The 21101-nt window shown below is 40.8% G+C and carries 23 protein-coding genes; 3 read left to right on the top strand and 20 right to left on the bottom strand.

The features are described 5' to 3' along the window. Window positions 1-289: 289 nt before the first annotated feature. Entirely contained in the window at window positions 290-3157 is a 2868-nt protein-coding gene (locus VFC92_07940; GenBank protein ID HZK08118.1) for a PAS domain S-box protein, read from the bottom strand. Between the two features lie 236 nt (window positions 3158-3393). On the opposite strand from VFC92_07940, the gene selD reads away from it, so the two are divergent. Beyond that, on the top strand, window positions 3394-4452 hold the full coding sequence (gene selD, locus VFC92_07935) for a selenide, water dikinase SelD (GenBank protein ID HZK08117.1): 1059 nt from the start codon (window positions 3394-3396) through the stop codon (window positions 4450-4452). A gap of 100 nt (window positions 4453-4552) precedes the next feature. On the opposite strand, the gene VFC92_07930 is transcribed toward selD, so the two are convergent. The 6 genes from VFC92_07930 to VFC92_07905 are packed head-to-tail and all read right to left on the bottom strand — an operon-like array spanning window position 4553 to window position 9062. Then, window positions 4553-5119, bottom strand: a complete 567-nt coding sequence (locus VFC92_07930; GenBank protein HZK08116.1) for a hypothetical protein — start codon at window positions 5117-5119, stop codon at window positions 4553-4555. 39 nt (window positions 5120-5158) lie between these two features. After that, on the bottom strand, window positions 5159-5902 hold the full coding sequence (locus tag VFC92_07925) for a YjbH domain-containing protein (GenBank protein HZK08115.1): 744 nt from the start codon (window positions 5900-5902) through the stop codon (window positions 5159-5161). A gap of 50 nt (window positions 5903-5952) precedes the next feature. After that, entirely contained in the window at window positions 5953-7494 is a 1542-nt protein-coding gene (locus VFC92_07920; GenBank protein ID HZK08114.1) for a sugar transferase, read from the bottom strand. 40 nt (window positions 7495-7534) lie between these two features. Beyond that, on the bottom strand, window positions 7535-8575 hold the full coding sequence (locus tag VFC92_07915; GenBank protein HZK08113.1) for a GNAT family N-acetyltransferase: 1041 nt from the start codon (window positions 8573-8575) through the stop codon (window positions 7535-7537). A 9-nt stretch (window positions 8576-8584) separates the two neighbouring features. Continuing rightward, entirely contained in the window at window positions 8585-8860 is a 276-nt protein-coding gene (locus VFC92_07910) for a type II toxin-antitoxin system YafQ family toxin (protein ID HZK08112.1), read from the bottom strand. Beyond that, window positions 8853-9062, bottom strand: a complete 210-nt coding sequence (locus VFC92_07905) for a hypothetical protein (GenBank protein ID HZK08111.1) — start codon at window positions 9060-9062, stop codon at window positions 8853-8855. The genes VFC92_07910 and VFC92_07905 overlap by 8 nt, the downstream gene beginning before the upstream one ends. 829 nt (window positions 9063-9891) lie before the next feature. Here VFC92_07905 and VFC92_07900 point away from each other — a divergent pair. Then, on the top strand, window positions 9892-10554 hold the full coding sequence (locus VFC92_07900) for a DUF6266 family protein (protein HZK08110.1): 663 nt from the start codon (window positions 9892-9894) through the stop codon (window positions 10552-10554). A 515-nt stretch (window positions 10555-11069) separates the two neighbouring features. Continuing rightward, the gene (locus VFC92_07895) at window positions 11070-11489 is read left to right on the top strand and encodes a helix-turn-helix domain-containing protein (protein HZK08109.1); all 420 of its coding nucleotides are present in this window, start codon (window positions 11070-11072) and stop codon (window positions 11487-11489) included. 139 nt (window positions 11490-11628) lie between these two features. Here the strand turns inward: VFC92_07895 and VFC92_07890 are convergent, their stop codons facing one another. From VFC92_07890 to VFC92_07830, 13 genes are all read right to left on the bottom strand, one after another. Beyond that, window positions 11629-12000 (bottom strand): VanZ family protein, encoded by a 372-nt coding sequence (locus tag VFC92_07890; protein HZK08108.1) that lies wholly within the window; start codon window positions 11998-12000, stop codon window positions 11629-11631. 632 nt (window positions 12001-12632) lie between these two features. Beyond that, window positions 12633-12902, bottom strand: coding sequence for a Txe/YoeB family addiction module toxin (locus VFC92_07885; protein ID HZK08107.1), 270 nt, complete (start codon window positions 12900-12902; stop codon window positions 12633-12635). Beyond that, window positions 12886-13113, bottom strand: coding sequence for a DUF2683 family protein (locus VFC92_07880; GenBank protein HZK08106.1), 228 nt, complete (start codon window positions 13111-13113; stop codon window positions 12886-12888). Before VFC92_07880 ends, VFC92_07885 begins: the two co-directional genes overlap by 17 nt. Window positions 13114-13502: 389 nt before the next feature. Then, window positions 13503-13817 carry a four helix bundle protein gene (locus VFC92_07875; protein ID HZK08105.1) on the bottom strand — a complete coding sequence of 105 codons (315 nt, stop codon included), beginning with the start codon at window positions 13815-13817 and terminating at the stop codon, window positions 13503-13505. Between the two features lie 68 nt (window positions 13818-13885). Beyond that, window positions 13886-14263: a four helix bundle protein gene (locus tag VFC92_07870; protein ID HZK08104.1), complete on the bottom strand. Its 378-nt coding sequence runs from the start codon at window positions 14261-14263 to the stop codon at window positions 13886-13888. A gap of 129 nt (window positions 14264-14392) precedes the next feature. After that, complete coding sequence (locus tag VFC92_07865; GenBank protein HZK08103.1) at window positions 14393-15280, bottom strand: hypothetical protein; 888 nt, start codon at window positions 15278-15280, stop codon at window positions 14393-14395. Between the two features lie 308 nt (window positions 15281-15588). Next, window positions 15589-15924 carry a nucleotidyltransferase domain-containing protein gene (locus VFC92_07860; GenBank protein HZK08102.1) on the bottom strand — a complete coding sequence of 112 codons (336 nt, stop codon included), beginning with the start codon at window positions 15922-15924 and terminating at the stop codon, window positions 15589-15591. Between the two features lie 91 nt (window positions 15925-16015). Then, window positions 16016-16258, bottom strand: a complete 243-nt coding sequence (locus VFC92_07855; protein ID HZK08101.1) for a hypothetical protein — start codon at window positions 16256-16258, stop codon at window positions 16016-16018. Window positions 16259-16567: 309 nt separating this feature from the next. Next, window positions 16568-16957, bottom strand: coding sequence for a GxxExxY protein (locus VFC92_07850; protein ID HZK08100.1), 390 nt, complete (start codon window positions 16955-16957; stop codon window positions 16568-16570). A gap of 153 nt (window positions 16958-17110) precedes the next feature. After that, complete coding sequence (locus VFC92_07845; protein ID HZK08099.1) at window positions 17111-18109, bottom strand: hypothetical protein; 999 nt, start codon at window positions 18107-18109, stop codon at window positions 17111-17113. 109 nt (window positions 18110-18218) lie between these two features. Further along, window positions 18219-19157 (bottom strand): glycosyltransferase, encoded by a 939-nt coding sequence (locus VFC92_07840; GenBank protein ID HZK08098.1) that lies wholly within the window; start codon window positions 19155-19157, stop codon window positions 18219-18221. 18 nt (window positions 19158-19175) lie between these two features. Continuing rightward, window positions 19176-19991, bottom strand: coding sequence for a polysaccharide deacetylase family protein (locus tag VFC92_07835; GenBank protein HZK08097.1), 816 nt, complete (start codon window positions 19989-19991; stop codon window positions 19176-19178). 8 nt (window positions 19992-19999) lie between these two features. Beyond that, window positions 20000-21079, bottom strand: a complete 1080-nt coding sequence (locus tag VFC92_07830) for a hypothetical protein (protein HZK08096.1) — start codon at window positions 21077-21079, stop codon at window positions 20000-20002. Between the last annotated feature and the right edge of the window lie 22 nt (window positions 21080-21101).

The following is a 21101-nucleotide window of genomic DNA, read 5'->3' as shown; positions in this document are numbered from 1 at the left end:
ATGGCGCAGGGAGCATGGCGTAGGGAGTACGCGGGAGAAGGAAGAAGTTGTCGGGTTTTCAAATTTGGGTTGGGAAAGAAGTTGGATAACGAATCAAATACCATTACCACCTAAAAGTCGCATGTTAATGGGATGTGTACCAAATTTTGTGTTTTTTGTACATTTTAAAATCGGGTAATAAGGTTTCATTCTTTTCTAAAAACCTTATCAAAAATTTCAACCTTAGCAGAAAAACAAATCGTTTAATGTATTCAACGTTATTAGCTTATCATTTTAAAAATCGACTTTTTTAATGCTTTTTAGAAGCATCATAAACCGGAATGGTCACGTGAAAAGTACTGCCTGTGCCGACGGTGCTCTCTACCCAGATTTTGCCATGGTTTTTGTCGATAAATTCTTTACAGAGAATCAGTCCGAGGCCGGTGCCAGTCTCGCCGGCGGTACCTGCGGTGGTGTGTGTTTCGGTGAGGTTAAATAGTGTTTCGATTTTCTCAGGAGCAATGCCAATGCCGCTGTCGGCAATTGATAACCTCAGCATTTCGGGGCTTTCTGGATCGGAGCAGATGGTGATATGGATGATGCCAAAATCATAAGTGAATTTGATGGCGTTGGAGAGGAGGTTGCGGATGATGGTGCGCAGCATATTTACATCGGCGAAGACCTGATAATTAGCACAAGGCTCAAAAGTGAGACGGATATTTTTCTTGTCCGCGTTGGGTTTGAGCAGTGAAATGTTGAGGTCCACCAGGCTGTTGATGTTTGTCTCGACGGGATGATAGTCGATGGTTCCCACACGCAGACGCGACCATTCCAACAAATTCATCAGCAGATTGTAGGCACTTTCGGACGATTGGCGGATAGCGGTAATCATGGTAATTTTGTCGTCGTCATCAAAGTCGCTCCACTCATCGCACAGCAGGGTAGAAAATCCGATGATAGCGTTGAAAGGATTTTTGAGATCGTGAGCTATAATATTAAAAAACCGGTCTTTGGTAATGTTGGCATTGCGCAGCTCCTGCTCCGAGCGGCACAGCCTTTCCTCAGCCTGTTTGCGCATTATCGAAAGACTAATCTGTGGCGAGATAACCTGAAGTAACTGCCGATGCTCTTCGCGGATTGCACTGGCATCCTGATAGTTTTGCACCGCCATCACCCCTATCACACGCCCTTCGATCATAAGCGGAATACCCAGCCACACCAGCGGAATGGTACCAACAGCCTTTATTGTTCCCGCATCGATGAGTTGCATGATCTGCTCGCTAGTGAGTAAAAGGCTTTCTTTGGTTTCTATCACCAAAGCACTCGTTGAATTTTCGGCAGGGAAGCTATCGAAATGGTCTTTTTCGTCTATAAAATACGGCAGAGTCAGCCGGTTGGATGGTTCATCGTAAAGCGCCAGGAAAAAGTTACGTGTGTCGATGAGCGAAGAAATCTCAGTACGAATAATTTCAAAGAGGTCGGAAATCTGATTTGTAAAACTAACGGCTTTTGAAATATTGAGCATCACCTGGCTGGCTTTTTCACGCTGCACCCGCTCGGTGATGTCGCGCGCCACGCAGATGACAGTATTTAGCGAAAGCGGCGAAAGCTTAGCCTCAAACCACATCTCTTTGGCCTGGATCATCATGCTGTATTCCACCTTCACCGTTTTTTGTTCCTGCAGACAATTGTGAACATTTTCCATCAAGTAGGCCTCCTGTTCACCCTCAAAAAAATCGTGCAGAGACTTTCCCGGGAGTTCTTCGCGTGGTGCCGCCAGCAGCTCGTCATTAGAGGGCGCCACAAAACTATAATACCCTGCCTCATCAAAAATAAATACCAGGTCGTCCATGGCATCAAAAAGTGAGGCGAATTCGTTTTTACTTTTTAGCAAGGCTTCCTGTTCAAGCCGATGAGTGGTAATGTCGATCATGCTTACCAAAACATGGCTATAGTCGTGCACGGGAGAGGTGGGAACCCAGCGCACGATCACATGTTTAATTTCTCCGCTCACGGTTTTGAATATCATTTCGCGCTCAAAGGTATCTTTACCATCAGCGAAAGCCTGCATAGAGCTTACCTCCGATTCGATCGACCAGCTATGCGTTGTTTTAAAAAAGTCCGAAAATAAATCTTTTTTTTGGCTGTAGCCAAGAAGCTTTAAAGTGGCTGCATTGACGTTGTTAACACGGATCAGGCTTCGACAGCGCACAAGCTCATCGGGATTATCACCAAAGAACTTCTTCAGGTCGGCATGGGATTTTTTGAGATCATTCAAAACTATTTTCACCTGAGAGTAGTCGATTTCCCACATAGCTACCGGCGAATTCTCGAACATTGTGGCAAACTTCAGGAGGTTTTCATGCAGCTTGCGCTCGGCAATAATGCGTTCGGTGATGTCTTCGACGGTTCCTTCGAGAATCCACTGGCCAAGCTCCGTGTCGTACCGTGAACTCATATTAATACGACCATTAAAAGGTTTGCCCTGCCGGTTATTAAAAATAGTTTCATAGGATCGGATTTGGGACGAATGACCCACTTCGGCAACAATGGTTCGGCGCAGCTCGGGAGCATAATACACCTGTTGTTCGATATCGTTGATTTGTTTCAATACCTCATCGGCATTATCGAAGCCGAACATGTGCGCTAAAGTTTCGTTTACCTCCAGAAATTTGCCTTCGCGCAACGAGCGGAAAACGCCGACAGGCGCATGGCTAAATATGTTGTGGTAACGCTGCTCGCTGGCCTTTAGATCGCTCAAAAACCTGGTCGCTTCAGAGTAATCTATTCCAATAAGGATGGCATCGGAATCATTGCCGTTATCGTGCGGGATAATATCCAGGGAAAAGAGAAGTCGTTTCTTTTCGCCGGCACGCGTCACGATTTCGATCATCTTGTTAGAAAACCCACGCGAATCCTTTAAAATATTCAGACAAATATTTTTCAGGCGCAGACCTTTCGTCTTATCAGCAAAGAGTACCTCCCACAACAAATTGCCATTGGCAAACTCCTGTGCGGAGTATCCGCTAAGGCGCTCGGCAAAGCGATTGGTAAAGACAACCTGCCCCTCACTACCGATAATCTGAACCCATAGGCTAATGTCATTGATTAGGTTGCCAACAGGGATGTGCAACGCTGACTCCCCATTGGGCATGGTTTGGTTGAAACTACTACTCATTTTTCTGAAATTATGCCTGCTAAGATTGCAGAATCGCCAGTCTTCTTAAAAATTAACTGTCAAATGTATTCATAGTTTTTAACATGGCTAAAGGAAAAAGGGAGGAATTTTCAAATATTTAAAGTCGAAGTTTATTTACAGATTTCAAAGTGAAAAGCCAAATTTTCTAAAAAATTGCTGTCATCAAAGGTCAATCGAGTACATTTGCATATTTAACCGGAAATTCGAATTCCTTTATGAAACCAACAACACCAGAGATTACGCCGCTTAAACTCACCCAATTTTCCATAGCCGGAGGGTGTGGTTGTAAGGTACCAAACAACCAACTTTCAGGTATCATCAACAACATTACCACCCCGACTAACCCGATGATTCTTTCAGATTTTAGAAACAACGAAGATGCTGCCATCGTGAAGATTGACGACGAGCACTGCATGGTTTACAGCCTGGATTTTTTCACGCCCATTGTGGACGACCCGGAGCTATTTGGCCGTATCGCTGCCGCCAACGCCATCAGCGACATCTACGCCAAAGCAGCAACTCCCACATTCGCATTGGCCATTTTAGGCTACCCACGCGAGCTTGATGGCACCGATATCGCCGGTAAAATCATCAAAGGCGCCAGCGACTTGTGCCACGAACTCAACATTAACATTCTGGGTGGGCACACCATCTACAATCCACAGGTATTTTTTGGGATGTCGATAACGGGAACAGCTAAAATATCGCAGCTTAAGCTCAATGACAAAGCACAGGCAGGCGATCTGATTTATCACACCAAACCCATTGGAACAGGAATCATGGCGACGGCATTAAAAAAAGGCGTTTTGTTCCCGGAAGATGAGGAAATCCTGGTTAGCTATTTAAAACAGCCCAACAACTTTGGCGCGAAACTATCGGGTTTTGATTTTGTACACAGCATGACCGACATTACCGGCTTTGGACTTATCGGGCATCTGGGCGAAATTTGCCAGGCCAGCAATGTTTCGGCTCGTATTGACTTGCAGAAAGTAAAGTTGCTGCCCAACCTGGACGAATACATAGAGATGGGGCTACTTACCGCCGGCGGCAAAACCAATAACCAGAACTATTGTCAGCATCTGAACGGACTCAGTGAAAATACTAAGGCCATCGTCAGCGATCCACAAACCAACGGCGGACTGATGATCATGGTAGCCAAAGAAAACCGAAAAGCCTTTGAGGCGATAATGACTGCCAACGGATTACAGGATTTCACTACGCCAATAGGCGAGATTACCAAAAAAGGACAAGTTCTGGTAGAAGTGATTGAATAACCGTAGGCTTCTACAAAAAAATCCTCTGTTATCGAAAGACAACAGAGGATTTTTTTTAAGACCTGCACCTAACAGTCTGGCTCAGATCTTTTACTCTTCACTATCCCACATTCATCGCACGGATGCGTTCATCAATTTTATTTTCAATGAGGTATTGTGCTACAGTCCGGGGAACCATATGCTGCCATGGCTGCTGCGCAACAATAGCCGAGCGTATCTGTGAGGCGTTGATTCCTTTTTCGGCTTCCGGCTTTTTCCAGAGCAACTCTACCTGCAGGCCTGCGCCCTGCATCAGCTCGAGTTTGCGATCGCCCCAGGCATCGTAGATGGTATGGAAAAATACCGCATGTGCCGGGCAGTAGCTGGTGAGTAATTCGGGAAAGTTGATGGGAAACGGCACCACGCGAAAGCGCTCCTGCGGAATTCCGGCTTCTATCAGCGCCAGGCGCACCATCTCCAGCCGTTCGAAGTAAGTACAGGGATTGGCCGTAAGCTGCGAGCGGTTGCTGTCGGCGCCGTCAGCGGCAGTGAGGCTTGTGTCGGGATTGGTAATGCCAACATACATTAGCTCGGCTCGTTCGAAGGCCACCAGGATAAATTTGAGATGGTCGTTGTGCAGAGGTTGGAACCTCCCGTGAACCACACCAATCAGATATTTTTTAGACATGATAAAGTTTTTTTGCTTTGAAAAATAATAGTAATCCTTTTAAGGCAACTGAAACTTGTAGCTGATGCCACCGGAAAAAGCATCCATCCCCTCAAGCCCCGCCAGAATGACCACGTGTTTCAAAATCGTAACCCGTGCACCGGCATTCCACTTGTCGGCATCATACTCAACCATCAGCTCCAGGAAATCCATATTTTTCGGCGAGAAATTGATACCATAGAAGAGACCGAGAAATTGGTAATCGGCAGCAGTAAAAAGATCGGAACCGTAACCTGCCGTCACCCCCACCCTGTCGATAAAGGTGTTGAGACGGAAATTCTTAGTGAGAACAACATAGGTAGAGTTGAAATGAGAAGCACCGCCCGACTGCAGGGTGGTGAAAAAGTTTTGCAGCCCCACCACTACTGCAGGATGGTACCGGCCCTCTTTGAGCGGACGCACACGGATGGAAGCCATTCTATCGCCAACAGTACTCTTGTACAATTCTCCGGGCAAATCGATCATGCGGGAGTAACGCACCGAGAGTTCGACGAAAGGGATAAAAGTAGTGGTGACAAAGAAATCCATTGCATGATAATCGGGATTGCCCCATTTTTTGTATTCCTTGTTAAGCAAATTGGTTCCAACAAATAATGTACGATCGGGATAAATTTCGGCTGAGGGAATGTTGAAATATCCTGTAGTTCCGGGCAGAGATTGAGCCTTGCAGGCGTAGCTATTCAATAGGATGAATACCGTGCTCATAAGCACCAATCGAAAATATTTACCAAATCGAAGTGTCATAACCATTTACAAATAGGAAGCAAAAATAAAGCAAATAGTGCTTCGGGGTATTAATTGCTTCGTGCGTGCTTAAAAAAGATATTACCAACAGCAGCGAAAAAATAAGTAACGTCAGTTTTAAAGGGAGCTTTTTCGTAAGCCTCCAGATAGCGCATCTCCGACTCCATAATCTCATCCAGTTCTTTGGGCATATCTTTATAAAATGGAGGCACCAATCCGGGTTTGTGTTTTATTCTTTTTTGCTGCAGCTCGACAGAATACAAGTTGTAATAATGTTGGCTCAACGGTCGCACGCCCACGAGCTTTATTTCGCCCTTGAGCAGGTTAACAAGCATAGGCAGCTCATCAATCCACACCTTGCGCATAATCAGCCCAATGGTACTCACGCGAAAATCGTCTTTAAACTTGCCTCCTTCCTGCAGATCATTTAACTTATGAACGTAGGCCTGCAGGTACTCCGCAAAGGGATGCATGGTGCGCATTTTATACACATGAAACATCTTTCCATCTCTGCCCACACGGTTGAGCCGGATAATAGGGCCATACGTAGGTGATTTTGGAAACGATGGTTTACCCGTTTTTCGGGCTGCGAAAAACAAATGACCATTAATAAATTTTTCTTCCAGCACTTCAAAACCACAGGAATAAAGACGGCCAAGTGTTTCGGCACGTGAAAGCAAACGATTGTGCCCCTTCGTTATGCCAAAATAAATTTTCTTGAGACCCAGAACTTTAGGGAAGACCCGTTTCAAAATAAAATCGATTGTATAGATCGAATAGTTGAGCGGAAAAAAATACTTCTTCAGGATGCGTTCTTTACGATTTTTATGCGTTTCTGCTTTTCCCATAAAAAGCCCACCTATTGGCAACTTTGTATTAGCTTCCTCAAAAAATTTATTGATATACTGGATGTCGTTGATGCGATGAAGGTTGACAAGGCAGCCATAGGTATGCGACAGGATGGAAATATTAAAACGAGTGCTTGTTGAAACGATCTTAAGAAGCCCATTCGATTTTTTAATGTATTCACCAATGAAGGCTCCCACCTCCTCACCTTCTTCTTTATAAACGAGATCGAGCAGGGCAGTATCGATTTCCTGCTGCTCGCCCGGAGAACTTTTTTTCTGGTGCTTGCGCAAAGGCAGCCTTTGCTTTTTGTTGTAAGTATCCTGATAGATGTCTCCAACCGGCTTATCGTTATCATACTCTACAACCACAGAACTCTTAAAAACGTAAATGATGGCAGCTCCGGTAATCTCTACAATGGTTGTAATAATAACAGTTCCTAACAAAAGAAATCGTGAAAACTGATAGCCTCCAAAAAGGTACATGGCTGCTGTTGCCAAACCCACGATGATGAAATTGGAAAGAAGTATGGATAAAATTTTTTGTTTAAAAAAGCTAAACCTGTCTGAATCATATTTCTTAGCAAAATACGAAACAAAAACCCATACCAGTAAAAACAACAGGAACCAACCATAATATGTCGGCAGGATCACAGCCCGCGTTCCAGGCTTCAGCCATGCCAGCAAAAGGAAAGAAAAGGCGACAAAAATGATGTCGAAAAATAAAAAAAGTAACTTCCGTTTCATTAATCAATCCAAAAGATAAATGGCAAAATTAGCAAAACAACTATACTCTTTTCATTAAAGATAAAACATTGTAACCCAATTCGGCAAGGGTGTAAAGAAATTTATTGTTGATGCGGATGTACCTGCCATAGCTGACTACGGTGCCGCCAAAGCGCATTTTAAAATCGCGCACGCCGTATGGAACTCCCGGCTTTCCGACGCCCATGAAATCAAATCTGTAAAAATTATTGCCGGCAGCATAATCTATTGCTGCCCAGGTAGCCAACACCGATGGGTAGATATGCCTGCTGCGATATTCTTCATCCAGACCGCACACGTACCACTCAAACAGCGTGTTGCCTGTAAACCCCGGAGCCATAATTCCGCCGATGATGCGTTGCTGGTGCCGGATAAGAAAGATATGTCCGTTGTTACCGTCGCGGGTAGCTTCAAAAAAAGCACGAAAAAAACTCCTGTCGGGCAGCGGCTTCTTTACCTTGTGACGGTAAAGATCAGAAAGCAAAAGATAAAATTCATCAATCTGTGAAACCTTGTCGGGAACGATTATTTCAGCACCATTTTTAATGGATTGCTTTATCTGTCGCAGGCGCGATGCCGACATCTCATGTTTCACACGCTCACGATCGGTAGTATCCACCAGCAGGTTGAGACGTGGGGTATGATGAAAACCCAGCCGCTCAAACCCGGGTTGAAAAACAGAAAGATCGCAGGAAGGCCGAAACTGGATAAAGATAGAACGATGCTTTACCTCCTCCACAAGCCGCCGCAACAGCAGGTTAAAAACTTCCTGCTTCGCCCCTGCTCCATCCATTATCAGCGGACCACTATAAACCACAGTGCGCGACGAAAAAGATTTCTTCAGCCGGCCCTCTTCCCTTATCACCACGCCGAGCAGCAATCCGGCTATGGCATCTTGCTCATTAAGACAATAAATCAATACCGGATCGAAATTTAATGTGCTTTGAAAAAGCTGGTAACAAAAATGGCTTTGCAGCACGCTGCCATCAGGATGAGCACGAACAAAAGCATCCCATTGGCTGATAAAAGCATTATCAAAATCTGTTTTAACCTTTAGTTTCAAATCACTCTTTTATCTAAATAAATCAGAATGAGTTCCTGTACGAACTAATTCAATCGTTTGGGTGTTATCGTCTTGTTTCCAAATAAGTAACCAATCAGGTTTGATATGACATTCCCAATATCCGTTGTAATTTCCTGATAATAAATGAGGTTTATAATTCCGGGGTAAATTTCCTGAACTTTCAAGTATTTCAAGAACTTTTCCTAACAATTCCAGGTTGAAATTGCGCTTGGCACATTTTACAAAGTCTTTTTCAAATTTATTTGAGGCCTTGATTTTATACACCCGCTGATTTTTTTAGCGATGTCATCAGCTCTTTTACCGATTTATAAGATTTTGCATGCCCTGCTTCAACTTCTTCCATTGCCTTCAAAGTTTCGTTATTGGGTGTTTTTTCTTCCAAAACTTTGGCATAGCGAGTAGTTTTCAGGAACTCAAGTATTTTTTGTGCTTCAACAGATCGAGTATCTATAATAACAGTTGTCATGTTCACTATTTTAAAGGTTTGTTCAAAAATATTTTTTATCGAAAACCAATTTTTACAAAAGTAAGATTTTCATTTTAAATGATTTTCACGGTGAAGAGCTGAAAAGTAATTAAAAGGTGCTTCATTGAAAAACTTCCATCCCCGACTCAAAAGACATCCGAAAAGCTTTCTGATAAACTTTCAGAATTTTAAATCCCTGATAATCTTTCATCTTTATATTTTTTCTACATACTACTTACTACTTTTCCCCTACAGCAATGTTTGCTCCTACAAACCTCGATGAACGTATCTGTAAATAGTCTTCTACTTACTACCTACTAATTATTACTTTCTACCTACTACCTACTTCTTAACTTCCTCTACCCTTCTCCATACCATCGCTATACCATCGCCTTGTTGGTTGGCAAAAACAAAACGCAAAACCGAGCCTGGTAACTTCAAGTTTAGAATGTTAATTTAATGCCCTCCTATATTCTGCTGCGTAAAACATTTACTCTTATTTTGATTAAGACGATTTCTGTTAACCTTTCCGGGATGAGGATTTAAGAGAAGTTTCAGAGCTACCAACCTCTACCTTTGGCCGGGGCTTGCATCTCACAGATAAAAAAGATAAGACAATCGCAGCCAAAACAAGATAATGAATGCATGCTTATGCATAGTTTCGATTGCGACATTATTGCAGCTTTTGTCACTAACTGTGCATAAGGGGATATAACAATGCAAATACTAAGCAATGAAGCAGTTGCGCACACCTTTTGCCATAAGGAAAGCAACCACTTATAGAAAAACTAAAGTGGGAATTTAAATTAATCTTTTAAAAATTATAATTATGGCAACAATCAAAAAAGGCCTCCTTGGAGGCGTCTCAGGAAAAGTCGGCAATGTTGTCGGCGGCAACTGGAAAGGGATCGACTACTTGCGGATACTTCCTGCAAGTGTGGCAAATCCCAAAACTACCAAACAACTCAATCAGCGCACGAAGTTTCTCCGCGTAATCCGGTTTCTTCAGCCGCTGAACGAGTTCGTCCGCATTGGCTTCAAGGCCTATGCTATCAAAATGTCGGCATTCAACGCCGCCATGAGTTACAACTTCCACCATGCCATAGCGGGCAGCTACCCGGATTATGAAATCGATTATGGTAATGCACGTATCTCGCGCGGACAGCTCACCGGAGGCATGAATGCAAACTGCGCTTCGCCGGAACCAGCTAAGATATCGATCACCTGGGCTGACAATACCGGTCAGGGATCGGCACAATCAGGCGACAAAGCCATGGTGGTAGTCTATAATCCTATTACGGAAGAATCGACGATGGTGCTGGAGGCTGCCACGCGTATGGATGCTACCGCTGAGCTTATGGTTCCTACCTCCTGGAGCGGCGATGAGGTTCACTGCTATCTGAGTTTTAGTCTGCTGGAGTCGCTCATCAGCTCGGGCGGGAAGAAGGCTATTTCCGACAGTCTGTACTGTGGCGGGGTGGTTGTGAGCTAATGCTCAAGGTTATTGTATATGAAAACCGGCTTCTTATGGAGCCGGTTTTTTTATGCTGTTCGTTTTTTAGAATTTCACAGTGTTACACCGTGTTTTACACAGAGTAACACAGTGTAACTACTCTGCTGACTTTGACAAGCTGACTTCGACAGGCTGACTTCGACAGGCTGACTTCGACAAGCTCAGTCACCGCAGTCACCGCAGGGCAGGATGTGTTCGGTGTTTATTCAGGTTAAGGGTTCGTATAGCTATATTTTTACGGCAAGAGATGTGTCCTGTTTTTTGCTGCCACAGGTTATTCAGTTGAAGCGCAATGGATGCCGTTACATAAAAGTAACATGCCAAAGTAATATGCACGATATTTTGTTTTCAACAATAGCATGTTATCTTATTGTCTTTCAATGTTTAATGAGTTATACACAATGATTCGTTTACAACCCGCTGTATAACTTGAGCTAAACCCACTGTATCTTTGTAAATTGATTCTAAATAAGAAACCAAAACAGGAGGTTTGAATGAAAAATGAAAATGAATTAAATGATGTGTTTCAGCGCTTGATGAATGGCGCCCCTAAAGATGAACAGCATTATGCTCCACTAAATGGCGTCGATTGTAATAGCGACCTGTACCGATTATTCAACAGCATGGACCAGGAAGCGGCGGTGGCCTGCCGTAAAATAATGGCACAAATAGATAAAGAGAAGCCCCAAAGACCCATCAACCCTGAAGTATGGCTGAAGACAGCCGACGTGATGAGTTGCTGTCAAATCTCGAGAAGGACTGTTGCCAATTATAGGGATCAAAAGAAATTGGCTTTTACGAAAATTGGAAATAAATGCCTTTACCGCGAATACGATGTCGTAGCGATGATGTTCTATAAATACAACGGCAAGAAGGTCGAAACCGGGGGAAAGCAGGCTGGGGAAAGTAAGTAGTGGGATGGGAAAAGTAAGTAGTAGGTAGGGGAAAAAAGTTGGTAGTAAGTAGGATTTATCCAGATTGTTGACCATGGATTCCAGCATTTGTTATCTGTGTCAATCCGTAACATCCGCGTCATCTGTACTTCGACTACGCTCAGTAACCACGTTCTTTTTTTATTGAAACACGTAGCTGCCAGATCGACACCAAAATAAAACTCAACACTACCCCCAGCGCATTGGCGATCATGTCGTTGATGTTGAAGGCGCGGTAGGGAATGAAATATTGCAGACTCTCAGCAGCTAAAGCAAAAGCTACTCCTGCCAGCAACCACCACCACTTCGACAAATCCAACCCGGGTTTTAGAAAACACCAGGGGACGAAGAGCAGCATGTGCACGATATAGTCGCCACGGAGACGAAGCAGAAATATGCTGTTAAGACTTTTCACGTTTTCGTTGCCCACAGGAATGGCTACCAATACAACGATTGCGATGAGATAAATTAGTAGGAGGGTGCGACGTGACATAAAGAAGTAGATGAGCGAGGAGAGGTGAGAGATGAGAGATGAGTGGGGAGAGGTGATTTTTAGTGGCAGAATTTTACTGGGTTGTTGATCATGGAAATGAGCGAGGAGAGGTGAGAGATGAGTGATGAGAGATGAGTGGGGAGAGAGGAGAGATGAGAGATGAGAGATGAGAGATGAGCAAGGAGAAGCGATTTTTAGTGGCAGAATTTTTCGGGATTATTAATCATTGATATTAGCATATTTCTTACTTCATCATATTGATTCATCAAATCAGAATGCAAATCTGCATCAATGTAGCCGCAATCTTTAGAATAATCCAACCATCCTTCGGTTTCGTATTCCTCGCCTAACGAATCACTCAATTTGCTCACAAATGATTTTACATAAATTTTCTTCGCCCGACCTCACAAAGATTTGATATCAATGACCTTGATCATCTGAGAAAGCAATTCTGCTTTACGAATTGCTACAGGTATTTTTTACGTATTATTAGGAATGTGTTTTACGAATTAACAAAATGATTAAGGGTTTGTTGTGCTATGATCCTATTGATCTTTCCGATGAATAATAAAACGCCAAAGCCTAAAAGAATCCCCATCACATTGGCCAACATGCAAAACCTTATAAATCCGTTAATAATGACCGTAGGCTGATACTAAAAGTACAGTTACCTTTTCTTCTTCAATCCTATAAATCAACCTGTTCTTTTTATCAATACGCCGGCTCCAATAACCTTTAAGCTCATATTTAAGTTCTTCCGGCTTTCCAATTCCTGTTGTAGGGTGAATACTGAGATCTTTAATAATAACCATTATTTTTCTGATTGCAGCCTTATTACCTGCCTTTTGGTAAAACCGGATATCCTTATCAGCTTGTGGCAGTATTTCAATCTTGTACCTCATTGGCAAGATTATTAAAATAGGTATCTATATCGTCACCGCTGTTTAAAACCAAAGCCTGATGACGTTCTTTTTCTGCCTCTAAAACCTTGTTAATAAAGTCTTGGTCATAGAGGCTTTCCCGCTTAACAAAAGGAATCTTTAAAGCCTTCAATACAGCTTTAACCGCCTCCATTTGTTCATTATTTTCAGGATGAATTGTTAATACTTCCATTGTTGTACTATTTAGTTTTTCCAAACACAAAGTTATTATTTTTATACAACTGAATAAGTGGGAGGAATGTTGTAGGTATGCGTCGTTGCTGCCTGGCTGCTATGCTTTCAAATTGATTGTATGTTAGGGGGCAGGCTGCTTCGTCGCTGCGCTCCTCGCAGACTCTGGCGTTGTAGGGTCTTTATAGTGTCGCTGCGCTCCTCGCAGACTCTGGCGTTGTAGGGGACATTATGCTGTTACTCCCATGCGAAGCATGGTTATTGCGAGCGAAGCGAAGCAATCTCAGAGATGAGCGGTGAGAGATGAGAGATGAGTATTTCATTTTAACGACAGAATTTTTCAGGATAATGAGCAAGGAGAGATGAGCGGTGAGAGGTGAGTTGATCATTTTACTTACAGAATTTTTCGGGATTATTAATCATTGATATTAGCATCTTTCTTACTTCATCATATTGATTCATAAGATCAAAATGCAAATGTGCATCAATGTAGCCGCAATCTTTAGAATAATCCAACCATCCCTCAGTTTCGTATTCCTCCCCCAAAGAATCGCTAAGTTTACTCACGAATGATTTTACGTAAATTCTCTTTGCCCAGGCTTCGCAAAGGTTGGAAGTTACCGATCGGGATGATCGCCTGATTTGATCAGTAAGTGAATATCGCTCATCCTTTGGAAAATTCTTTGTGATCTCAAAAATCCTCATCGCCAATTTGTATTAAAACAGTAAGTAGTATTTAGTAGGTAGTAGGTAGGAGTTAGGCGACAGATAAGCTAATGGCAAAATTTATCAGGGCTGTTAATCATTGATTCCAACATTTTTTGAATTTCGATATTCATTCCCGATAATTCATCATATTTTTTTTGATCGATATATTTTGCTGCTATGGCAGTATCCAACCAATGCGTAGTCTCGAATGATTCACCCTGAGAATCGATTAACTTGGCCACAAAAGATTTTACGTATCGTCTTCTCGCCCACGCCTCTCCTAAATTTGCTCCCACTGACCTAGAAGATCTTCTAATTTGATCAGTTAATGAATAAATTTCCTCTTTTGGGAACAACTTCGATACCTCAAAAACGTCCATCGACAAGCGGAAAGCCTTCTGATATACAATCAGATCCTTAAAACCCTGATAATTTTTACTCATAATGTACTTGTTTTTTCAAATTACCAAATGCCACTTTTCTCTTTCTACTTACTACATCCTACCTACTTCTTACTTCTTACTTCCTCCTACCTACTTCTTACTTCCTCCCTACTTCTCCCTACCTACTAACTACTTCCTAACAAGAAACCTCTTCACCTGATTCTTCGCATTCTGCCATACCAGCTCCTGCATCCACGGGATCAATGCATCATTCCACCTTTGAGGATGAAAATTAAGCATGGCTCTTCGCGGGAAACTCCCTGCCTCCAACGCATTGATAATATCGGCGGTATGCCTGTACCTTAGCTTTAGGAATTCGGGATTGGTTACAGGGTTTTCTTTGGTGGCTTTGTCCCTAACATTGAACAGATGGCCATCCCAGCGGCGGCCGGTGTCGGTGATATAAAACAGCTCGTTGAAGTTGATGTCGAAGTAAGGCTCTGCGATGATGCCAAAATCGCGGTAACTTTTTTTAGAGTTAAGCGATGAGTGATGAGCAGTGAGTTTTTCTTCTTTCTCACCTCTCATCTCTCGCCACTCATCTCTCACTTCTTCTCTTCTCCATAGATCACGGTTATCATATCTCGACAGCGGAGCACCTTCCATGGTGATGGTTTTTACAGGTGCGATTTCGCGAAGGTAGGCCAGATTTTTCTTAAACCGCTCGTATGCCCTTCCGTAATCTCCCCTGCACTCACTAAGGTCGTCGTAATGGTAACCAATTTCGTGACCCAGGGCTGCAATTTGTTTTATGATACTTCCATTAAAAGACTTTGGCATAAGCCTAAAGTAGTAGCTCCCGCGAATATCCATTTCATGCTGTATTTGGGCAAAGCGCAGCGCATTGCTATAACGTTTCTCCACATCATGACGAAGGATTATAAGCGATGAGTGGCGAGAGGTGAGCGATGAGCTTGCAGTGCTATCGTTTATGTACTCCGCAAAGGTATAAAACGAAAAACCCTGAGATTTCAGGGTTTGAAGGAGTTGGGTGTATTGTTTAATCGTGAAGTCCATAGAAAATTATTTTATTCAGTATCAAGCTGAAAATAAATTAAATCAATTTCTAATATTCTGGCCATCGCTTAACATCGTTCAGTTATTTGAACACTGATCCACCAGCGGTCGGACAAGTTGACGCGGATTCAACTGATTAACACAGATCAGTCTAAATCCGTAATAAATGTTCTGCTTTCTATTTTTATCAAGTGAAACTCGTTTAATATAACTGATGTCCTCAAAATCTGAAACATAAAGTTCGTTATTAGAATGTTAAACTTAGCATCAAATTGAACACTTCTGTTTTTTATATTGCCCGATGAATATCAGACAAATATTTCAGCCCCTGATCCGTCATAAATTAATACTTTACCAGAATCAATACTTTTTCTTAAAAATGGATTTTTGATAGATGCGTCCGTTAATAAATCAACTTTTCTATTAAAAAAACGTTCAAAAGCATCCCACAGCGAAAGTAACTTCTCGCCCCGTTTCACGGGATCAGCTTCATCAATTTCGACGACCAGATCAATGTCACTGCTTTGAAAATTGAAGTGATCGTTGGTGGCAGATCCAAAAGCATACAAGGATTTTACGTCATGCGCTTTGCACAAACGTCTGAATACTTCTTCTCCTTTTGATATTTCGTCTCTTATTATCACGAGTCAAAATTAACTCTTATTTCCAACATCTGTCTTTCAGCCCAGTCATTAAAATCATCGAAAGCGCTACCTCTGAAAAGAATATACCTCATTATGGTTTTAGCGTTTTATCCGCATACTTCCTGAACTCTTCAGCGGTAAATTGCATTGCCGGTTCAGCAACGCTATTTTCAAGAATATGCCTTTCATTTGCTTCACTCGACAGAAGGTATTCCGTTTCATCCAGAGGGGTACTGATACGTATGATAACATCCTTTTCATTAAACATCTTTTTGATCGCCTCAACGAACGCCCCATCAATCTGCTTAACGTTTAGTTTGAAAATTGCTTCCATTGTTTTAATGATTTTGAATCAGAGCAAAGGTAATGGTTTTCCGACATTAATTACTAAAGTTAACACCGCTAAATTAACGGAAAAAGAAAAGTCCGCAGATTAACGCAAATTGCACGCAGATAAACGCTAAAAATATTATTAGCGAAAATTGGCGTAACATTAGCGAAAATTAGCGGGTAATTGGCGTGTATTCGCGGTAAAAGTTTGTCCGCAGATTTACGCGGATTGCACGCGGATAGACGCTAAAAGGATTTCTATTCGCAAAAATTAGCGTTTGATTGGCGTGTATTCGCGGTTATTTTAATTGCATTAGCGGTCATTCTTTGTATTTGCAAACCGCTGGTGCTGTAGTTTACTACTCCCGAAATTCACTAAAATTCCCAGAGGGCTACTGGTTCCTTTAAGATAATTAAGCACCTGTGCCTGATGATCCGAACAGAGATTTTCTAAAGCTTTGATCTCAACAATGATATTTTCGTAGCACAAAAAGTCGGGGAAGTACTTCTTCCTGAGTTGTCTTCCTTTGTAATTTATCGTCATCTCAGCAAACTCAACAAATGGGACGCCCTGTTCAGTAAATTCCATAGCAAGAGCCTCCTGGTAAACTGCTTCCATGAAGCCAGGACCAAGATGATTATATACCTCAAAACAACAGCCGATTATCTTGTAAGATTCATCTTTAAAAATTAAATCTGTCATAATGTTAGGTTTAAAATTAACGAAGAAGGAATATCCGCAGATTTACGAGAAATGAAAGACCGCGAATGAACGCGGATAAACGCTAATATTTATTTTTCGAAAATTAGCGTATCATTAGCGGAAATTAGCGGTGGTTTAGCGTGCATTAGCGGTTTATTTGAAGTTGTATTGATAATCAGGGTTTTCTTTCATGATGCGTTTGCTGTAAGGGTAGTTTTCGATGAACCAGGTCAGAAAAGCTGTAACATCAATTTTATCTTTAAGCATCTGATTTTTTCGCTTTTGAAATTTATCTCTTAGATTTGGTTCGGTTATCAAGGCGTTAAACTTTTCTAACAAGCCAGCCACATCGGAGGGTTTAATCCCAAATGTAAGATCATAAGTATGTTCCAATTCTTCTAATACCGAAATTTTACCCATGAAGTCTGAAACCCTGATTGAAGGAACCCCTAGCATTGCTGCTTCTACGCTCATGCTTTGACTATCAGATACGAGTAATGAAGCATAAGCCAAAACATGGTGCAGATCATTTGGATCAATGTTAAGTTTATAGTTATTAAACTCAGCATTTAGCTCACTTTCGGATGAAATGTAAATGTGGAAATTTTTCATTTCGGCAACTTCAATCAATTTTTTCAAGCTACTTTCACTTAATCCTTTTATTCCAAAGTCATGATGGGCAGTTAAACGCGCCAGGCGAAAGATGATATAATTATCTCCTAAGTGGTATTTTTGTTTTATTGAAGGATTAGGATTAAAAACATTTGGGTGCAGGTAGCCAAGTTTCATATAACCCTGATAACCTATCTTTTTCTGATGATACTTGCCTACGGAACATACTTCGGGACAAAGTATTGTTTGTGTAAACGGATATGTGAGATCGGCTAAAGCTTTAATGACATTGTAATCATCTTCTGTAATTGAAATTCGGTTTATTTGCATAATCTTGCCAAGAATAGCAATAGAAGCATCAGTGCCGACCAGCAGATTTGGTTTTTCCTTTACAATGATTGGTAAAATTTTAAATAATCGTTTAATTAGGCTGCTTAGGATTGCTAATTTGGACAAACCACGTTCAGTTGGAAGTATATTAATGTAGCTGATTTTATCCTTTATTAAAATACTTTCAAGAACATCCTTAGTCTTGATCAAAATTATTACATCATGACTCGACTGTCTTAGAAGATTTATCGTAGCACGAAGAAATAGGTATTGAGCAGGATGGCCGAAATAGAAAAGAACCTTCATATTATTAAAAACCTTAGCGCTTTAAAATTTGACTATATATCTCAACTATTCGTTTCGCCACGCTATTAGAATCTAATTCCAATTGAATAATACGGTCTCTTCCATTGGTATGCTGATAATCGTGAGAAAAATTAATAGCCTCCATTATCTTATCAGCAACATCTCCTGGTTCAAAACCAGTAAGATAATGGCCATGCAAATCACCAAAAAGCCATCTTACATCACCAACATCAGTAGAAACGATTGGACGATTGCAAGCCATTGCTTCTTTTATCACATTTGGGCTTCCTTCCCATAAACTTGTGAGCATCACTACATCAGAGGCGTTTAACAATAATGGAATAACCACAGGGTCAATATTATTCAAAGCGTGTGTTTCAACATTTTTGTTTCCTATTTTTTTAATTGCTGCTTGTGTTAAAGTGAAGTTTTTCTCGGGTCGATTTACATTTGCCCCAAATAATATGTGTTTTTTATCATTACCCCACCCCAAAAGGTTTTGGGCTGTTTCCTTTTGCATTGGAATAAATCTAACGATATCTACTCCATTCGGAATAAGAAATGCTGTTCTCAGGTTTAAGCTTTCACGCATTTCTTTTGATTTAACAATGCACTCTCGCCAAAAAAAAACTGAAAAGAACTTGATAAATAGATTTGAAAAAAAACCATGCTTTGAGTCGCTTCCCATCAAAGAAACAACCAAGGGTTTACTACCGGCTAATGTTGCCACAAATCCAGCTAATGAATAATGGGCATGAATTAAATCATACTTTTTGACACTTAAGTGCTTTTTAAGTTTAACTATATGAATTAAATAGCTTCGTAAACCTTTACCAACAATTGGAAAATAAAAAACCTCAACATTAAAGTTTCCCAATGATACGCCCTGGCTTCTGGTGATAGGGGATATTCCATATAGTGTATTTCCGCTACTTACAAAAAGTACATTCAAAATATGATTCTATTAATTTTAAATCTCGGACAGCGTAACAAATTTAGCATCGCGCCTAATCGCTCTCTCAATAAGTTCAACATAAGTTTCCAGATAACCCGGAAAGTCATACCTACTGAAAACATGTTGATGAAAATTTATCACCATAATTGCTTCTTTTTCTTCACATTGATCAAGAAGTTTTTCATACCTTACCCATCTGTCAGGTCTAGCCATAAAACAAGTATCCATTATGGTGAGAGGTATTACTTTAAAATGGTTGTCCAATGGATGGAAAGGTAAGTATTTGTCTTCTTTAAACCCGATATCTCTTGTATAGCCCCAGGATGAATCATATAGGAATCCTGCTTTTTGTTGAAATTGCCAGGTATGTTCGTTCAAATTGAGGTAATGTTGTCTGATTCCAGAAATGGGATGCCCGACTATTTTCTCCAAGGTTTCTTTCTCCTCTTTTAGAAGCTCAAAATTTTTAAAGGAATTGAATGACCCATGCACTCCAATCTCCCATCCATTTTGGTCAAGATAATTTATTACCCCTACAATTCTCGGATCGAGAATTTTATATCTCCCTAAAGATAATTTATAAGACTCCAGATCAAAAGGATTCAATTTAATTGATTCATTCAAGAAAAAAACGGTTGACCTTACATTGTATCTTTTTTCAATTTCAATAAATTCATCAAATGTCCAATAAGGTTTCTTTTTGCCTATTGACCTAATTTGACCAGTCAAACCTTTTGCATTTAATTTGATTAAATGCGCTAAACTTTTTGTAAAATACTGATACGTTTTATCAACACGATCAATGTCGTGGGAGAGAGCTATTTTCAACATATCAAAACCTATATTCCTTCATTCCAAAGGTTATTAATATACCAATCTTCGATATTAAAAAACGCATCACCTTCGGAGTGCGTAAAATTGCGCAATACAAAATGATTAGGCCCTTTGGTGCTAAAAAAACCAATTTTTCTGAGAAATGAATCTACATACAAATTAAGCTCATTCGCAGAGTTGAAATTGTAATAAAGCATTCTTAAATTCTCATTTTTTATTATATCAATAATCTCACGTATTAAAGCATGACCATGAGCATCCTGAATAAATGTTAAGTCTGTTACTTCAGTGTAACGCTCATGATATGTCAAATAAAAATAACCAACTAACTCGTTATCAACATACAGAAACCGTTTTTTAATTTTAAGGGGCGAAAGCAATATTCTCCAGTTATAGTATTCATAATCTTGATTTATATGAATCAACTCTGGATACTTTTCCCTGATTTTTTCAAACAATGCTAATAAATCGTTTTTATTTTGCAAAGAGTCTGTAAAACTTCCAGATGTACCTTCGGCATTCTTGATTTTTAAAACTGCATATTTCAATAAAACCTTTGAAGAAATTGTAGCCATAACCGAAGTCAGAATGCCGGCTATTTTTTTGTAAGCTGGCTGTTTCTTATTACGTACAAGATTTATCACATTCAACAAATCCAGGGATATGATGGATCTTTGAATAACGTTAAAATACACCCTAAACCCTGCTCGCTGAAGAGGAATTATTGCCTTTCTGGAAAACCCCCACAAACAGGTTATTTTTTCTTTGTGATATTCTTGTAAGGCAAAATCGTAAAGCTTTTTGCTTAATCCGGTCATCCTTAATGATTCATCAACTAATAGGGATTCGTTTTTACCGGTTAATTCAATACCATCGGAGGTTCTTAAATTAATTGCAAACATTCCTTGGGTAGCAATTAACACATTTGAAATCTTACCTCCAACCAAAACAGAGGGAAATGGATTGGTAGCACCATACTGCCAATCCCAAACATAATTTGATCTTTTTTCACCAGTATATTTTTTATGAAAGAGATAAACTTCATTTAGTTCTGAAGCCGGGATTCTGCTGAATACTTCATTCATAATATAAATAATCTATTTTAAT

It is taken from the genome of Bacteroidales bacterium (assembly GCA_035647615.1).
Taxonomy (GTDB): Bacteria; Bacteroidota; Bacteroidia; order Bacteroidales; family 4484-276; genus SABY01.
The sequence above is the reverse complement of the archived record's forward strand: the minus strand, read 5'-3'. Positions and strand labels throughout refer to the sequence as shown.

What these genes read in the sequence shown, in the direction of transcription:
- VFC92_07940 (HZK08118.1), bottom strand. Translation starts at nt 3,157, where the DNA reads ATGAGTAGTAGTTTCAACCAAACCATGCCCAATGGGGAGTCAGCGTTG.
- selD (HZK08117.1), top strand. Translation starts at nt 3,394, where the DNA reads ATGAAACCAACAACACCAGAGATTACGCCGCTTAAACTCACCCAATTT.
- VFC92_07930 (HZK08116.1), bottom strand. Translation starts at nt 5,119, where the DNA reads ATGTCTAAAAAATATCTGATTGGTGTGGTTCACGGGAGGTTCCAACCT.
- VFC92_07925 (HZK08115.1), bottom strand. Translation starts at nt 5,902, where the DNA reads ATGACACTTCGATTTGGTAAATATTTTCGATTGGTGCTTATGAGCACG.
- VFC92_07920 (HZK08114.1), bottom strand. Translation starts at nt 7,494, where the DNA reads ATGAAACGGAAGTTACTTTTTTTATTTTTCGACATCATTTTTGTCGCC.
- VFC92_07905 (HZK08111.1), bottom strand. Translation starts at nt 9,062, where the DNA reads ATGACAACTGTTATTATAGATACTCGATCTGTTGAAGCACAAAAAATA.
- VFC92_07900 (HZK08110.1), top strand. Translation starts at nt 9,892, where the DNA reads ATGGCAACAATCAAAAAAGGCCTCCTTGGAGGCGTCTCAGGAAAAGTC.
- VFC92_07895 (HZK08109.1), top strand. Translation starts at nt 11,070, where the DNA reads ATGAAAAATGAAAATGAATTAAATGATGTGTTTCAGCGCTTGATGAAT.
- VFC92_07890 (HZK08108.1), bottom strand. Translation starts at nt 12,000, where the DNA reads ATGTCACGTCGCACCCTCCTACTAATTTATCTCATCGCAATCGTTGTA.
- VFC92_07885 (HZK08107.1), bottom strand. Translation starts at nt 12,902, where the DNA reads ATGAGGTACAAGATTGAAATACTGCCACAAGCTGATAAGGATATCCGG.
- VFC92_07880 (HZK08106.1), bottom strand. Translation starts at nt 13,113, where the DNA reads ATGGAAGTATTAACAATTCATCCTGAAAATAATGAACAAATGGAGGCG.
- VFC92_07875 (HZK08105.1), bottom strand. Translation starts at nt 13,817, where the DNA reads ATGAGGATTTTTGAGATCACAAAGAATTTTCCAAAGGATGAGCGATAT.
- VFC92_07870 (HZK08104.1), bottom strand. Translation starts at nt 14,263, where the DNA reads ATGAGTAAAAATTATCAGGGTTTTAAGGATCTGATTGTATATCAGAAG.
- VFC92_07865 (HZK08103.1), bottom strand. Translation starts at nt 15,280, where the DNA reads ATGGACTTCACGATTAAACAATACACCCAACTCCTTCAAACCCTGAAA.
- VFC92_07855 (HZK08101.1), bottom strand. Translation starts at nt 16,258, where the DNA reads ATGGAAGCAATTTTCAAACTAAACGTTAAGCAGATTGATGGGGCGTTC.
- VFC92_07850 (HZK08100.1), bottom strand. Translation starts at nt 16,957, where the DNA reads ATGACAGATTTAATTTTTAAAGATGAATCTTACAAGATAATCGGCTGT.
- VFC92_07835 (HZK08097.1), bottom strand. Translation starts at nt 19,991, where the DNA reads ATGTTGAAAATAGCTCTCTCCCACGACATTGATCGTGTTGATAAAACG.
- VFC92_07830 (HZK08096.1), bottom strand. Translation starts at nt 21,079, where the DNA reads ATGAATGAAGTATTCAGCAGAATCCCGGCTTCAGAACTAAATGAAGTT.